The sequence below is a fragment of the Bordetella flabilis genome (assembly GCF_001676725.1).
GTDB lineage: Bacteria > Pseudomonadota > Gammaproteobacteria > Burkholderiales > Burkholderiaceae_B > Bordetella_C > Bordetella_C flabilis.
On the sequence record NZ_CP016172.1, the window covers coordinates 4684583 to 4699127 of the forward strand.

Below are 14545 nucleotides of genomic sequence, written 5' to 3' on the forward strand. Positions count from 1 at the left end.
AGACGCATTGACCGCCGCTCGCCTGGACACCTCCCCCTGCCCCGTTCCCCGCTGGCTGCCTGACGGGCACAGCCAGACTCTCTACGCCGCGACGCTCGCCCAATACCACCGCATCGCCTTCGTGCGCGAACGCGTCGAAACCCCCGACGGCGACTTCGTCGATATCGACTGGACCGGTCCGGGCCTGTTCCCGCACAAGTCCCCGGATGGCCAGCCGCCCGTGCCGCCGCCCGTCGCCACCGCCACGACGGCCGCCGCGCGGTGGATCGTCGACGCGGACTGGGCCTCGTTGCCGCAGCTTCCGGGCACCCCGGCCCTGATCCTTTTCCATGGCCTGGAAGGCGGCAGCCTGAGCCGCTATGCGCAGTCCATATCGCACTATTTCCGCGCGCGCGGCTGGATCGTCGCCATCGCCCATTTCCGCGGCTGCTCCGGCACACCGAACCGGCTGGCGCGTGCGTATTACTCCGGCGACTCCGACGAAGTAGGGTTCCTGCTTGCCAGCGTGCGCCAGCGCGTACCCCATGCCCGCTGGCACGCGGTTGGCGTTTCGCTGGGCGGCAATGCCTTGCTGAAGTACGTCGGCGAACAACAGCAGGCCGTGGACTGGCTGGGCGGCTGCGCGGGTATCTCGGTTCCGCTGGACCTTGTCGCGGGCGGCAACAGCCTGTGCCGGGGCTTCATCAACCGGCGCATCTACAGTGCGTATTTCTTGCGCACCATGAAGCACAAGGTGCTCGAAAAGGCGCGCCGCTTTCCCGGCGCGATCGATGTCATGCGCATCGCCCACGCGCGCGACCTGCGTGACTTCGACGACGCCTACACGGCGCCCATGCACGGCTTTCGCAACGCCCTGGACTACTGGACAAGGGCCTCCAGCAAACCATGGCTGGCCAGCATCGCGGTGCCCACCCTGGTGCTGAACGCCCGCAACGATCCCTTCTTCCCGGAGCCGGCCTTGCCCGGCCCTTCGGACTGCTCCGCGCAAGTCCTGTTGCACCAACCTGCCGACGGCGGACATGCCGGCTTCCCCACCGGACCCTTTCCGGCTCACCTGGGCTGGCTGCCGCAACGGCTGGGGCGCTTCTTCGAAACGGGCACCTGATCACACCGGCAAATGGCATCGCCGCGCCGCGACGGCGCGATCGCGCCCGTCCATCAGCTCTTGAAGCGCTGCAGCAGCTGGCGCTGGGCCTCCATCTGGTCCCGCACTTCCTTGATCTGGACATCGATCTGCGAGGACACATAGAAGTCTCGCGAGATATCGCGGGCCTGGCGCAACTGCGATTCCGCGGCCGGCAGCGCACCGATGGCGACGTAGTACCGCGCCATTTCACGGCGCGCCTCGACACGGTCGCCGGTTTTTTCTTCGCTCTGTGCCAGCAACTGGTAGAACACCGGTTCGTCCTGGCCCCACTGCTTGATCCGTTCCCGCAGGAACGCCTGCGCGTCGGCATCGCGCCCATTTTGCTGCAGCGCCTGGACGTAAGCCATGGCTATGGCGTAACGGCCGGGCCAGGCCTTCCAGGCGGACTCCGCCAATTGCAGGGCCCGCGCGCGGTCGTTTTGCGCATTGGCCAGGTCTATCGCCAGCTTGGCGAGTTCGGCCGACGACCGTCCGTTGGCCGTGGCAAGCTTGTAGTTGCGGTCTGCGCCGGTCACGTCGCCACGCTGCAGGGCGCCCAATGCCAATCCATAGTAGGCAGCCGATTGTTGCACGCCCGTCAGGGTGCGCGTTTCGTCCTGGAACTGCTGCGTGGCGGTCCGCAGGCTGACGGCATCGCTGCCCTGGATAACTCGAAGCTTGGCACGCACATACCAATAATCGTCACTGTCCGTGTGGTGTCCCCTCGGCAGGGCGCGGACCCGGTTTTCGATATCGGACATACGGTCGATGGACAAAGGGTGTGTCGAAGCCCATGCTCCCCCTCCCAAGCCCTCATTCAAGCGCGACGCGTTCATCAACCGTTGGAACATATGCGACATACCGTCCGGGTCGTAGCCCGCCCGAGTCAGCATCTGGAAGCCCGCCCGGTCCGCCTCGCGTTCCGCATCGCGCGAGAAGCCGAGCTGCCGGTCGATGGCCGCGGCCTGCCCGAAGGCCGCCACGCCCATCGCCAGGTTGCCGCCGCCGCCCGCCAGGGCGGCGAGCAGCGCGCCGGCGATCGACGCCAGCATGAAGGTCCCGGTCTGATTGCGCTGTGTCATGCCGCGGGCGATGTGCCGCTGCGCCACGTGGCCGATCTCGTGCGCGAGCACCGCCGCCAGTTCGGACTCGCTGCTGGTGGCTACGACCAGGCCGCTGTTCACGCCGATATATCCGCCCGGCATCGCAAACGCATTGATCTCCGGATCGCGCACGCCGAACAGGTCCACGTCCGGCACCGACCCGGGTGCAAAGGCCGCGAGCTTGCGCCCCATCGACGTCAGGTACTGGTTGATTTCGGGATCGTTGATATAGGTGGGATCACGGCGCCCTTCGGCCATGATCGCATTGCCCAGTTGCCGCTCCGAATAGGGCGACAACTGGTCGGCAGAGGCCGCGCCCATCGATGGCAGGCCGACGGGTTGAGCCCATGGGGCGGACATCGATCCGGTCAACAATGAAGCACAAAGCAACAGCATGAGCGGCTTGCTTACGCAGCCGGCTGGGCGCAGGTCCTTACGTTTCATGCGAGTATCATACCCAGGCACAAAATATCCGTAACCATACCGACAAAATCATCATACCGAGGTTCCAATGCGACCCATAAGAAAAGCTGTATTTCCCGTCGCGGGCATGGGCACCCGCTTTCTGCCGGCGACCAAGGCCATGCCCAAGGAAATGCTGCCGGTAGTCGACAAGCCGCTGATCCAGTACGCCGTCGAGGAAGCCGTGGCTGCCGGGATCACCGACCTGATCTTCGTCACGGGCCGCAATAAGCGCGCTATCGAAGACCACTTCGACTCCGCGCCGGAATTGGAATCGGACCTCGAGAAAAAAGGCAAGGTCGAATTGCTCAACATGGTGCGCGGCATCCTGCCCGCCGGCGTCAATTGCATTTATATCCGCCAGTCCGCGCCGCTGGGCCTGGGCCATGCCGTGCTGACCGCGGCGCCGGCCGTCGGCAACGAACCGTTCGCCGTGGTACTGGCGGACGACCTGATCGACGCCGACACGCCTGTGCTCAAGCAATTGGTCAATACGGCCATCAAGTATGACGGCAGCGTGCTGGGCGTGCAGGACGTGCCGCGCTCGGAAACCAAGAAGTACGGTATTGTCGCCGCGCGCCGCGTGGACGAGCGCACGGAGCGCGTCACGCACATCGTGGAAAAGCCGGAACCGGACGACGCGCCATCGACGCTGGCCGTCGTGGGCCGCTACGTCCTGGAACCGGAAATCTTCGAACACCTGCGCGCCACCAAGATGGGCGCGGGCAATGAGATCCAATTGACGGACGGCATCGCCTCGCTGATGCGCGAACGCGCCGTCTTCGCGCATCGCTATGAAGGCATGCGCTACGACTGCGGCAACAAGGCGGGCATGTTCCAAGCCACCGTCACCCTGGGCCGCAAGTATCACGGCCTGGAGCCGGATTCGAACTGATCGACACGCAACAACGCCGGCGGCCCGTGGATCCCTTCAGAGGGGCCCCGGGCCGCCGGCGCATTTGGCCGCGGCCGCTCGCGGTGCTTCAAGCGTCACGGCGACGCTGACGGCGCCGACATCCCGCGACGTCCGCGCACCTTGCGGGGCAAGCGCCCCTTGCCCGACAACCGCATCAGGGTTCCCAGCGCCACCAGTAAGCCGATCAGTTCCACCAGTGCGGCAGGAATCCACATCGTCAGGCCGCCGATGCTCTGGTCCATCAAGGCTGGCATGGGAATCGCACGCCCGCACAATTCGAATAGCGGATACAGGTCGCGCTCGGTCAGGGCAATAAAAGCGCCTGCGACCATTTGAGGCGCCATGGTGAAGATCGGCGACAAAACGCGACCGCCCGGCGACATCGCGGCGGGCGGACTGGGCCGCCGGTCGAGGATCAGGTTCCAGTAGAGGAAACCGCTGGCGACCACCGACCAGTTCATCACCCGGTACAGCCGCCAGTCGAGCATCGAATAGAACTGCACCGAAGGGAGCAGCCAGACCAGCACCAACAGGACGAAAAGCGTCGGCACGAAGATGGTGTGGGTCAGCGCCGCTTCGATCGCGCGGCCCAGCCCGCCTTGCCGGAAGCGGTATAGCCAGCGGCGCGCCGCGAGCGGCAGACCGGCGCGCATGACCGAGCCCGGATAGGCGGCCATGAGCATGAGCGGTCCCAGATGGTGCAACACCAGATGCTGGATGCGATGGATGAAGAACATCCGTTCGGCGTAATAGTCGACCCGCGTATGCAGCGACAGGTACAACAGCACCATGCCGCTCCAGAACAGGGCCTGACGCACCCACGATACCCGGTGCACCCGTACGCCGCGAATGAACAGAAACCCGCCGGCGACAAACATGGCCACCAGTGTCGGCGAAAACTCCCACGGAATAAGCCAGTCGAGAACGTTCAAGGATGCAAGGCCTGATGGGCAGGCCCCGGTCGAAGGGACCGGGGCAAAGGGATCACGCCATTGTAGTCCGCGCCGGGATCAGAACTGATGGGTGATGCCCATCGCTACCCGCGTAGTGTGCGAGTGTGCAGGGTCGAACTGATTGTCCAGGGTGTAGTTGCGGGCATAGCCGACAAAGCTGTACAGGCTGGTGCGCGGCGACAGCGGGTAGATATAGCCGAGCGTGGCGACCTGCGCCCGGCGAGCCCGTTCGCCGTCTTCCCAGGACCACGACGGCGTCGCGGGCGACCATTGCGCCACCAGGCTGCCCGTCCCCCAGGGCACGGTCACGCCGACGAACCAGGCGTCCACGCGGCCGCCCCTGACGAAGGGGGCGGGGCCCAGTCCAAGGCCCAGGCCATCGGGATCCCCGCCATCGAGGCCGGAATATCCGTCCTGCTGGCGGCTCCACGCGAGCGCCACCTTGAAGACCTCGAAGTCGTAGGCCGCACCCAATTGCACAGTGCGAGGATGAGCACCGCCGTTGCTGTCCAGCCGCAGCTCGTCCCATGTGGCGATCGCCAGCAAAGGCCCTTGCTCGTAGCGCAGGCCGATGCTGTATGCGCGGTTGTTGTTCGCGGTCCGGAAAGCCGATGCGCTGCCGTCGTCGGCGTTGAAGGAATAGCCCGCCCCCAGTTGCAGGCCGCCGATATCGGGCGAGAGATAATTGACGGTGTTGTCGAACTGGAAATTGTCCGAGGCCTTGAAGGTGGCGCCCAGCCCCATGTCCTTCCAGCCGGCCTGTTCCAGCTGGCTGCCGAATTGCTGGCCGATCGTGTATTGGCGGCCCAGGCGCAGCTCGCCCACCGCGTCCTGGCCGATCCCGACCCATGCGTTGTAGTTGAAGAGGCGGCCGCTGTCGTCCTCGACCTGCCCGTTGCCTGGATCGAAACCGCTTTCCAGCTGGAAGGACGCATACCATCCGCCGTCCAGCTCTTCCTTGCCGCGCAAACCCCAGAGGGAATCGCTTTGTCCGCCGCCGAGCGTGCTGTTGCGCGTGCCTTGACCGGACGTATGTTGGCTGGATACGCCCATATCGATCAAGCCATAGAGCGTCACCCCGGCGGTGTCGTCGGCATGGCTTTGCATGGGATAAAAAAATGCCGCCGCGCTGGCGAGCGCGGCGGACAGGAAGACTGGCTTCATGCGCGCGTACCCTTGCTGGTGAGAACAAGCCGCGCGATAGTGGTGTCAGGAAGCCGCGCGGCGAAGGTCACCGAAGTGTACGTGACGGATGCTTGGATTCTCTTGCAATTGGCGCGCTTGCGACACAAGAACCGTTCGCATTTCCGCCGGGCATTTAACGGTTACGCAGGCAGAAGCAAGCCGCGCATCGTCGCCCTGTTCCACTTGCAGCCGGGACACGCTGAGTCCGGCCGCCTTGAAGTCGTTATAGATCTGTTTGCGCACCGCGCTGAGGTCTTCGCGCGGACACACCACCGTCAATCGCGAACTGGCGCCACGACGATCGGGCATTGCCGCACGATCCACACCGGCACGCCGCAGGAACAAGTCGAATATACGCATGTTGGCCTCCTACTCGCGAAAGTGGGTGCTGCATGGATACGAGACGGGCAACGGGCTGCACAACAGCAGGCCATGCTTGACACATCAGGCACCTTCCGGGAGCGCGCGCACAAGACGCGGCGCCAACGGCAAGGCCAGATGGACAAGACGGTATATACGGTGAGGCAGCGCTAGCGGACCCACGGCAACCAGGCTGTGCTATGCCTGTGATTGCCACCGTGGGCACCTGCCGCATGGCCGGAGGCCGAGCGGCGGGTTCGATAGACTTGCTGGATACCGCACCCTGCAGGATAGGGTGCGGCAGAGTTGATCTGCGTGAACCCTATCGGGCAGCGACGCCGACACAAGGTCGACTACTACTGTCGCCGGAATCTGTATTCACGAAGCAACTCCTGGGAAATTCGAAGCTACCATTGTAATCGGGTTTTCCCTGAGCTTCAATGGCAAATACGCGGTCAGGCATAGAAATGCCAGCCCACGTACCCCGCGAACAGGGCGTACAGGCCGCCGACGGCCGACAGCGCCCCGACGCTCATGGCCTCGCGGCGGAAACGCAGCCACAGCACGCCGATAGACACCATGGTGAACAGGCCGGCCGCAATCAGGGTCGCATCCAGTTTCCACGGCGTCAGGAATATCCCCAAGGCGCTCGGGATGGTGGCCTGGATCATCATCGCGCCTGAAATATTGGCCAGCGCCAGGCGTTCCTTGCCCTGGCGGACCCAGATGATGGCATTCATGATCTCGGGCAGTTCCGTCGCGATCGGGGCGAGCAGCAGGGCCGCGATGTGCGGCGAGGCTCCCATGGCCACGCCCAGCACCTCGATCTGCGCCACGAACACGCGCGAAGCCAGCGCGATCACCGCCAGCGCCAGCACCGTCTGCAGGCACGCCCACGCCATCGACGGCTGGGCATCGCGCGGACGCAGCTTCAAGGGCTCGAGCACGTCCGCCTCGGCACAGGCGTCGTCGGCGGTCAGTTCGCGCCGTACATAAAGGGCGTACGCCAGCAGGAAAAGGATGCCCAGCCAAGGTTTCCAGGCAAAGGCGAGCAGGCCCAGAATCACCTTGAAGGCGAAGATGCCCATGAACCAGCCCTGGTCGCGCGCCAGCCGCTGCTGGTCGGCCTTGATACAGGAGTCGCACTCCGCCACGGCCTGGCGTCGCCGCAAGCGCATCAGGGCCAGGCCCACCACGGCATAGGCAAGCGTGGAGAGGACCAGCGGACCGCCCATCGCGGCGCCCACGCCGATATCCTTCTGTTCCGCGGTACTCCCGAAGGCGACAGCCATGAAGGTGACGGCACTTTCCGGAAGGGCGGTGCCGAAGGCGGCCAGCACCGTACCCACCGCTGTGGCCCCCAGCTCCAGCCGCTGGCCGACCCATTCGACGCCATTGACGAAATAGTCGCAGGCAACATAGATCGCCGCGGCGGCGGCGAAGAACAGCGCGAGGGTGAAAAGCATGACATGACAGCCGGACGAGCGGATTCCTGTGGCGCGACGACGCGGCTCGCCCGGCTGGGTTAGCGCGTCGTGGCCAAAGGTCTCGCCTGGCAGCTTCGTCCGGTGCGCGACGAACGCGACCGGTACGAAAGCCGTTTGCGCCATGGGGTCCGCGGACCGCCAAGCATGTTGACGCAAACTCCTTGGGGCAAGGATGGCTACTCCCCAATGACAACCGGGCGATTGTAGCAGGCGGTAAGCCACCGGCGCGCGCGGACATCGGCACCGGTCGAGGTAAAGTAGCCGCTCCGCCTTTCCGTTCCTCCGCCGCCGAGCGTACCCGCCATGAGCCTGCCTCCCGACGACGTAAGCCCTCATATCGCCCGCCGCAAGCGGCTGCAGGACTACATGCACAGCCTGGGGGGCGGCATCGCCCTGCTGCCGGCGGCGCGACCGGCGATGCGCAATCGCGACGCCGACTACCCTTACCGCCAGGACAGCGATTTCCTCTACCTGACCGGCTTTCCGGAACCGGATGCCTGGCTGGTGCTCATTGCCGGCAAGGACGACCGCGCCATCCTGTTCTGCCGGAACAAGGATGAAACACGCGAACTATGGGAGGGCGTGCGCCTCGGGCCGGACGCGGCCGTCGCGCGCCTGGGCTTCGACGAGGCCTATGGCATCGAGCGCCTGGATGAACTGTTGCCCGGCCTGCTCCTGGACCGGCCCACGCTCTTCGCCCGCCTGCTGCAGGACGAGCGCGTCGACCAGACCGTGCGCCGCGCGCTGGAAGGCGCGCGCCAACAGGGCCGAAGCGGACAACGTCCACCCGCGAGCCAGCATGATCCCCTGCCCTTCCTCGCGGAAATGCGGCTTATCAAGGACCCGACCGAAATCGCGACCATGCGCCGGGCAGCGAAGATCTCCGCCGGGGCGCACGCGCGGGCCATGCGGCATACACGGCCGGGCATGCGCGAATACGAGATCGAAGCCGAACTGCTGTACGAGTTCCGGCGGCACGGGGCGCAATCGGTGGCCTACAACGCGATCGTCGCGGCCGGACCGAACGCCTGCATCCTGCATTACCCCGCGGGCGATGCCGAGTTGCGCGATGGACAACTGCTGTTGATCGATGCCGGCTGCGAAGTCGACGGCTATGCGGCCGACATCACGCGCACCTTTCCGGTGAACGGCCGCTACAGCGGGCCGCAGCGCCTGCTATACGACCTGACGGTGGCGGCGCAGGATGCCGCGCGCCAAGCGACCCGTCCCGGCGTGTCCTGGAACGACAGCCATGAGGCCGCGGTGCGCGTCCTGGCGCAGGGCTTGATCGATGCCGGCCTGCTCCAGGGCAGCCTGGACGGCGTGCTGGAATCCAAGGCCTACAACCGCTTCTATATGCACCGTACCGGGCATTGGCTTGGCCTGGATGTGCATGACGTCGGGGACTATCGCGACCCGGGGGCGCCCTCCGGGGTGGACCGCCCATGGCGGCTGCTCGAAAAAGGCATGGTGCTGACCATCGAACCCGGCCTTTATGTACGCCCGGCCGAAGACGTGCCGGAGGCCTACTGGAACATCGGCATCCGCACCGAGGATGACGCCCTCGTCACCGACGAAGGCTGCGAGCTCATCACGCGCGCGGTGCCCGCGGACGCGCAGGAAATCGAAGCATTGATGCGGGAATAGCAGGCCCGTCAGAGCACGTAGCCGTCCAGCCAGCCCATGGCCGTCCACACGTACACCACCACCATGGCGATGGCGAACATGGTGGCGATGGAGCCGATCAGCAGCGCGGCCAACGCCACGAGCACCGGGCCCCAGCCCGTGCGCGACGGCGCTTGCAGGCCCGGGTTGTATGCCCGGTCGAATTTGTCGTCCGCGCGCAGGCACAGGACCACGCTCTCGATGAAGCCGGCGGTCATGGGAATGAAGAGCAGGAAGAAGGCCGGATTGTCGTACCAGACCGGAAACCAGCGCGTGGCGGCCAGGCAGGCCAGCGCGAACAGCGTCATCAGCGCGGCGCCACGCCGTCCCAGGTACCACCAGTGCGCACCCAGCCAGCCAAAGAACAGGGCGAGCAGGCCGGCGCGCACCTTGGTGCGCGGGGCACGAGGGGCGGAACGAAGCGCGGAGGAAGCATCGACCATGTGGACTCTCTTGTCGGCGCAGGAACACGGGTGCCGCGGATTGTAGTGCAGCGCGGCTAGAATTCCGGCATGACTGCTTCCGCATTTCCTATCGCCATCCTGGGCGCGGGCCCCGTGGGGCAGGCGCTGGCGCTGATGCTTGCGCGCGCCGCGCCCGACCCGGCCGGCATCGTGCTCATCCACGGCGCCCCGCCCTTGCCCGCCGCGACGGCCGGCAGCAGTCCGGACACCCGTGTGCTGGCGCTGAACCATGGCAGCCTGGTCCTGCTGGAAACGCTGGCCGCGCGACCCCGCGGGGCCGCGGCCATCCATACCATCCATGTATCGCAACGCGGCCGGCTGGGGCATACGGTCATACGGCATGGCGATTTCGGCGTCCCGCAGCTGGGCGGCGTGGCGCCCTATCCGGCCGTGCGGGAAGCGCTGGCGCGGGCTGTAGGCGAAGCGGGCATCACGGTGCGGCATGTGCAGGGCGCCCGCATCGGCGCCCAGGACAGCGCCGGGGTCACGGTAAGGGCCGAGGACGGCGCCGAGCTGCGCTGTGCCGTCGCGGTCGTGTCCGATGGCGCCGCTGCGGGGCAGCTGCGCCGCGAGTACGGGCAGGATGCCGTCCTCGCCACCGTGCGCGCGACGCGCCCGCGACCCGGGTGGGCCTACGAACGCTTCACCCGCGAAGGTCCCCTGGCGCTGCTGCCGCACCCCAGCGGCGACGATTGCTACGCGGTCGTATGGTGCTGCGCGCCCGCCCATGCGGCGGCCGTCGCCGCGCTGGACGACGCGGGCTTTTCGCGTGCCCTCAACCTGGCATTCGGAGAAAGGCTGGGCAACTTGTCCTGCATCGCACCGCGCCATGTGGCGCCGCTGTCCATGAGCCTGCGGCGCAGCCAGGTGGATGGGCGCACGGTTGCCATCGGCAATGCGGCGCAGACGCTGCACCCGGTCGCCGGCCAAGGCCTGAACCTGGGGTTGCGCGACGCGGCCGCCCTGGCGCAGGCATTGGCGCCGTGGCTGCGCGACGCCGCGCGCGACCCCGCGGACGCGCTGCGCGGCTTTGCCCGGGCCCGGCGCAGCGATCGCTGGATCACCGCCGCGCTGACGGACCTGCTGCCACGGGTATTCGCCACCGGACTGGCCCCGGTTGAACACGCCTGCGGCCTGGCGCTGCTGGCGCTGGACCTGTCCTCGCCGTTGCGCGCACCGCTGGCCCGGCACCTGTTGCAAGGATGGCGCGCCTGACGGGGCCATGCGGGCCATTGCGCGACGTAGCCATCAGGTTGGCAGCCAAAGCCACAAAAGTGCCCGTGGCGGGCCAGGCAAGGAATCGCAATATTCGGGGCAGATCGCGCGCGGGTAAAATCCGCGGATGCGTATCGGCCCGTGGACTCTTCCCAACAACGTACTGGTCGCGCCCATGGCGGGCGTGACGGACCGGCCATTCCGGCAACTGTGCAAGCGCCTGGGCGCCGGGTACGCGGTGTCGGAAATGGCCGCCAGCAATCCGCGCCTGTGGGATAGCGTGAAGACGTCGCGGCGGTTGAACCATGAAGGGGAGATCGCGCCAGTGGCCGTGCAGATCGCCGGCGCCGACCCGGACATGATGGCCGAAGCCGCCGTGTTCAACGCCGGCAAAGGCGCCTGCATCATCGACATCAACATGGGTTGCCCGGTCAAGAAAGTCTGCAACGTGGCGTCGGGCTCGGCGCTGCTGCGGCACGAGGACCTGGTAGCCCGCATCCTGCATGCCGTCGTGGGTGCCTGCGCGCCGCTGGGCGTGCCGGTGACCCTGAAGACCCGCACCGGCTGGGACCGCGAGAACCGCAATGCGCTGCGCATCGCGCGCCTGGCCGAAGAGGCCGGCATCGCGGCGCTGACACTGCACGGGCGCACGCGCGCGGACCTCTATACCGGCCACGCCGAATATGACACCATCCGCGCCGTCAAGGCGGCGGTCAGCATTCCGGTCGTGGCCAATGGCGATATCGATAGTCCGGAGAAGGCGCGCCATGTCCTCGACTACACTGGCGCCGATGCCGTCATGATAGGCAGGGCGGCCCAGGGCCGGCCCTGGCTGTTCCGCGAGATCGATCATTACCTGCGCACCGGCGCGCGGTTGGCGCCGCCCACGTATGGCGAGATGCGCGACCTCCTGCTGGAGCACCTGGACGATCATTACCGCTTCTACGGCGAGCATACCGGCGTCCGCACCGCACGCAAGCACATCGGCTGGTATGTTTCCGGCCTTGCCGGCGCGGACGTCTTCTGCGCCGGCATGAACCGCATCGACGACACGGCAGCCCAGGCCCGTGCCGTCGGTGCCTGGTTCGACCATTTCCCGCGCGACGGCCGCCCTGGGCAGGCCGATTGCGCGCAAGCCCTGCTGGCGGCCTGACCGCCACTCACATAAACAAAAATAGTTGTGCCCCCACATGAGTAAGAAAGATGTCCTCGAAGAATGCGTACGCGCCAGCCTGGAGCGCTATTTCAAAGACCTGGGCGACGCCGAGCCCCGCGATATGTGGGACATGGTGATGCGTTGCGTCGAGCGGCCGGTCCTGGAAATGGCGATGGAACGCGCCGGCGGGAACCAGTCCCGCGCGTCCGAGATGTTGGGCATCACCCGCAATACCCTGCGCAAGAAGCTGCTCGCGCACAACATCCAGGTTTGACCTCTACCGCCGCCCGCGATCCGCTCGCATCCAGACAGGCCATCATGAAAATAGAAACCGCTCTCCTCTCGGTCTCCGACAAGACCGGCATCGTTGAATTCGCGCGCGCGCTGGCGGCCCGCGGCGTGCGCCTGCTGTCCACCGGCGGCACCGCGAAACTGCTGGCCGAAGCCGGCTTGTCCGTGACGGAAGTCGCGACGCACACCGGCTCCCCGGAAATCCTCGACGGCCGCGTGAAGACGCTGCATCCGAAAATCCACGGCGGCCTGCTGGCCCGCCGCGACAGCGCCGAACACATGGCCACGCTGGCGTCGCACGGCATCGACCGCATCGATATGCTGGTAGTCAACCTGTATCCGTTTCGCGAGACCATCGCGCGCGAAGGGTGCAGTTTCGCCGACGCGATCGAAAACATCGACATCGGCGGCCCGGCCATGCTGCGCGCCGCCGCCAAGAACCACGGCACCGAGGCCGGGGGCGTGACGGTCATCATCGATCCCTCCGACTACAGCCGAGTGCTGGGCGAGATCGACGCCCATGGCGGCACCTCCTACGCCCTGCGGCTGGCCCTGGCCACCAAGGTGTATGCGCACACGGCGGCCTACGACGGCGCCATCGCCGCGTACATGAGCAGCCTGGCCGAAGCGGCTCCGGCCCAGGATGCCGAGCCCGCGCGCCACGCGTGGCCGGAGACGCTGACGATCCAGATGCGGCAACAGCAGGCCCTGCGCTATGGCGAGAATCCGCACCAGTCGGCGGCCTTCTACGTGGACGCGCAACGTCCCGCCGGCGTATTGGGCAGCTACCGCCAGCTGCAAGGCAAGGAGCTTTCCTATAACAACATCGCGGACGCGGATGCCGCCTGGGAATGCGTGCGCACCTTCGATAGCGCGGCCTGCGTCATCGTCAAGCATGCCAACCCCTGCGGGGTCGCGGTGGCCGAACACGCGCTGGAGGCCTACCGCAAGGCCTTCAAGACCGACCCCACCTCTGCCTTCGGCGGCATCATCGCGTTCAACCGGCCGGTGGACGTCGCCATGGCGGAAGCGGTCAGCGAACAGTTCCTGGAAGTGTTGCTGGCTCCGGCCTACGACGGCGCCGCGCTGGCATTGCTGGCCAAGAAGAAGAACGTGCGCGTGCTGGAAGTACCGGCCGGCGCCGGCCACAATGCCTTCGACGTCAAGCGGGTGGGCGGCGGATGGCTGGTGCAGACGCCGGACGCCCACACCGCGTCGCTGGACGATCTGAAGGTGGTGACCCGCAAGCAGCCGACCGAGCAGCAGATGCGCGACCTGATGTTCGCATGGAAGGTGGCCAAGTTCGTGAAGTCCAACGCCATCGTGTTCTGCGCCGACGGCATGACTCTGGGTGTCGGCGCCGGCCAGATGAGCCGCGTCGACTCCGCCCGCATCGCCTCCATCAAGGCCGAGAACGCGGGCCTGACGCTGCGCGGATCGGCGGTTGCCTCCGACGCCTTCTTCCCCTTCCGCGACGGCCTGGACGTGGTGGTCGCGGCCGGCGCGGGCTGCGTGATCCAGCCCGGTGGCAGCATGCGGGACGAGGAAGTCATCGCGGCGGCCGACGAGCATGGCATCGCGATGGTGCTGACGGGCACCCGCCACTTCCGCCACTGATGCGTATCCTGGGCGTCGATCCCGGCCTGCGCCGCACCGGCTTCGGCGTCATCGACGCCGAAGGATCACGGCTGCGCTATGTGGCCAGCGGCACGGTGGTGGTGCCGCCGGTGCAGGCGCTGTCGGACCGCCTGAAAGTCATCCTGGACAACCTGCGCGAAATCGTGCGCGAGACCCGGCCCGACGTGGCCGCGCTGGAGATCGTGTTCCTCAACACCAATCCGGCGTCCACGCTGCTGCTGGGCCAGGCACGCGGCGCGGCCCTGTGCGCCATGGCCGATACCGGCCTGGCCGTGCACGAGTACACCGCGCTGCAGATCAAGAAGTCCGTGGTGGGTTCGGGCCGCGCCGCCAAGGAGCAGGTACAGGCCATGGTGCAACGGCTGCTCGCGCTGGACGGCCTGCCGGCGCCCGACTCCGCGGATGCGCTCGCATGCGCCATCTGCCACGCGCATGTCGGCCCGCTGGCGGACCGGCTTGCCCTATTGAGCAACTCCACCGCGCCGGGCCGCATGCGCCTGCGCGGCGGCCGGCTGTCCGGCTGA

General features: G+C 66.8%; 14 protein-coding genes and 1 riboswitch. Of the genes, 8 read left to right on the forward strand and 6 right to left on the reverse strand.

The features are described from left to right. Positions 1 to 7 precede the first annotated feature (7 nt). On the forward strand, positions 8 to 1105 hold the full coding sequence (locus tag BAU07_RS20880) for a YheT family hydrolase (RefSeq protein WP_066661959.1): 1098 nt from the start codon (positions 8 to 10) through the stop codon (positions 1103 to 1105). 53 nt (positions 1106 to 1158) lie between these two features. On the opposite strand, the gene BAU07_RS20885 is transcribed toward BAU07_RS20880, so the two are convergent. Further along, entirely contained in the window at positions 1159 to 2673 is a 1515-nt protein-coding gene (locus BAU07_RS20885) for a M48 family metalloprotease (protein WP_066661962.1), read from the reverse strand. A gap of 67 nt (positions 2674 to 2740) precedes the next feature. Here BAU07_RS20885 and galU point away from each other — a divergent pair, with 67 nt between their 5' ends. Then, positions 2741 to 3586, forward strand: a complete 846-nt coding sequence (gene galU, locus BAU07_RS20890) for a UTP--glucose-1-phosphate uridylyltransferase GalU (protein ID WP_066661963.1) — start codon at positions 2741 to 2743, stop codon at positions 3584 to 3586. Between the two features lie 95 nt (positions 3587 to 3681). On the opposite strand, the gene BAU07_RS20895 is transcribed toward galU, so the two are convergent. From BAU07_RS20895 to BAU07_RS20910, 4 genes are all read right to left on the reverse strand, one after another. Next, positions 3682 to 4485 (reverse strand): cytochrome c oxidase assembly protein, encoded by an 804-nt coding sequence (locus BAU07_RS20895; protein WP_157122547.1) that lies wholly within the window; start codon positions 4483 to 4485, stop codon positions 3682 to 3684. A 132-nt stretch (positions 4486 to 4617) separates the two neighbouring features. Next, positions 4618 to 5724: a porin gene (locus BAU07_RS20900; RefSeq protein ID WP_066661966.1), complete on the reverse strand. Its 1107-nt coding sequence runs from the start codon at positions 5722 to 5724 to the stop codon at positions 4618 to 4620. 45 nt (positions 5725 to 5769) lie between these two features. Continuing rightward, positions 5770 to 6105 carry a hypothetical protein gene (locus BAU07_RS20905; RefSeq protein WP_066661972.1) on the reverse strand — a complete coding sequence of 112 codons (336 nt, stop codon included), beginning with the start codon at positions 6103 to 6105 and terminating at the stop codon, positions 5770 to 5772. A gap of 455 nt (positions 6106 to 6560) precedes the next feature. Beyond that, positions 6561 to 7571: a sodium:calcium antiporter gene (locus BAU07_RS20910; RefSeq protein WP_066665603.1), complete on the reverse strand. Its 1011-nt coding sequence runs from the start codon at positions 7569 to 7571 to the stop codon at positions 6561 to 6563. Between the two features lie 91 nt (positions 7572 to 7662). Next, positions 7663 to 7789: riboswitch (yybP-ykoY riboswitch) on the reverse strand. A 106-nt stretch (positions 7790 to 7895) separates the two neighbouring features. On the opposite strand from BAU07_RS20910, the gene BAU07_RS20915 reads away from it, so the two are divergent. Beyond that, positions 7896 to 9239, forward strand: a complete 1344-nt coding sequence (locus BAU07_RS20915) for an aminopeptidase P N-terminal domain-containing protein (protein WP_066661974.1) — start codon at positions 7896 to 7898, stop codon at positions 9237 to 9239. Positions 9240 to 9247: 8 nt separating this feature from the next. On the opposite strand, the gene BAU07_RS20920 is transcribed toward BAU07_RS20915, so the two are convergent. After that, positions 9248 to 9700 (reverse strand): TM2 domain-containing protein, encoded by a 453-nt coding sequence (locus BAU07_RS20920; protein WP_066661975.1) that lies wholly within the window; start codon positions 9698 to 9700, stop codon positions 9248 to 9250. Between the two features lie 69 nt (positions 9701 to 9769). Between BAU07_RS20920 and BAU07_RS20925 the strand changes: the two genes are divergently transcribed. From BAU07_RS20925 to ruvC, 5 genes are all read left to right on the forward strand, one after another. Continuing rightward, complete coding sequence (locus BAU07_RS20925; protein ID WP_066661978.1) at positions 9770 to 10936, forward strand: FAD-dependent monooxygenase; 1167 nt, start codon at positions 9770 to 9772, stop codon at positions 10934 to 10936. 127 nt (positions 10937 to 11063) lie between these two features. Continuing rightward, positions 11064 to 12089: a tRNA dihydrouridine synthase DusB gene (dusB, locus tag BAU07_RS20930; RefSeq protein ID WP_066661980.1), complete on the forward strand. Its 1026-nt coding sequence runs from the start codon at positions 11064 to 11066 to the stop codon at positions 12087 to 12089. A 37-nt stretch (positions 12090 to 12126) separates the two neighbouring features. Next, entirely contained in the window at positions 12127 to 12366 is a 240-nt protein-coding gene (locus BAU07_RS20935) for a helix-turn-helix domain-containing protein (protein WP_066661982.1), read from the forward strand. Between the two features lie 44 nt (positions 12367 to 12410). Beyond that, positions 12411 to 14000, forward strand: coding sequence for a bifunctional phosphoribosylaminoimidazolecarboxamide formyltransferase/IMP cyclohydrolase (gene purH / locus BAU07_RS20940; protein ID WP_066661984.1), 1590 nt, complete (start codon positions 12411 to 12413; stop codon positions 13998 to 14000). Beyond that, positions 14000 to 14545 carry a crossover junction endodeoxyribonuclease RuvC gene (ruvC, locus tag BAU07_RS20945; protein WP_066661987.1) on the forward strand — a complete coding sequence of 182 codons (546 nt, stop codon included), beginning with the start codon at positions 14000 to 14002 and terminating at the stop codon, positions 14543 to 14545. Before purH ends, ruvC begins: the two co-directional genes overlap by 1 nt.

What these genes read in the sequence shown, in the direction of transcription:
- BAU07_RS20885 (WP_066661962.1), bottom strand. Translation starts at nt 2,673, where the DNA reads ATGAAACGTAAGGACCTGCGCCCAGCCGGCTGCGTAAGCAAGCCGCTC.
- galU (WP_066661963.1), top strand. Translation starts at nt 2,741, where the DNA reads ATGCGACCCATAAGAAAAGCTGTATTTCCCGTCGCGGGCATGGGCACC.
- BAU07_RS20895 (WP_157122547.1), bottom strand. Translation starts at nt 4,485, where the DNA reads ATGTTTGTCGCCGGCGGGTTTCTGTTCATTCGCGGCGTACGGGTGCAC.
- BAU07_RS20900 (WP_066661966.1), bottom strand. Translation starts at nt 5,724, where the DNA reads ATGAAGCCAGTCTTCCTGTCCGCCGCGCTCGCCAGCGCGGCGGCATTT.
- BAU07_RS20905 (WP_066661972.1), bottom strand. Translation starts at nt 6,105, where the DNA reads ATGCGTATATTCGACTTGTTCCTGCGGCGTGCCGGTGTGGATCGTGCG.
- BAU07_RS20910 (WP_066665603.1), bottom strand. Translation starts at nt 7,571, where the DNA reads ATGCTTTTCACCCTCGCGCTGTTCTTCGCCGCCGCCGCGGCGATCTAT.
- BAU07_RS20915 (WP_066661974.1), top strand. Translation starts at nt 7,896, where the DNA reads ATGAGCCTGCCTCCCGACGACGTAAGCCCTCATATCGCCCGCCGCAAG.
- BAU07_RS20920 (WP_066661975.1), bottom strand. Translation starts at nt 9,700, where the DNA reads ATGGTCGATGCTTCCTCCGCGCTTCGTTCCGCCCCTCGTGCCCCGCGC.
- BAU07_RS20925 (WP_066661978.1), top strand. Translation starts at nt 9,770, where the DNA reads ATGACTGCTTCCGCATTTCCTATCGCCATCCTGGGCGCGGGCCCCGTG.
- dusB (WP_066661980.1), top strand. Translation starts at nt 11,064, where the DNA reads ATGCGTATCGGCCCGTGGACTCTTCCCAACAACGTACTGGTCGCGCCC.
- BAU07_RS20935 (WP_066661982.1), top strand. Translation starts at nt 12,127, where the DNA reads ATGAGTAAGAAAGATGTCCTCGAAGAATGCGTACGCGCCAGCCTGGAG.
- purH (WP_066661984.1), top strand. Translation starts at nt 12,411, where the DNA reads ATGAAAATAGAAACCGCTCTCCTCTCGGTCTCCGACAAGACCGGCATC.
- ruvC (WP_066661987.1), top strand. Translation starts at nt 14,000, where the DNA reads ATGCGTATCCTGGGCGTCGATCCCGGCCTGCGCCGCACCGGCTTCGGC.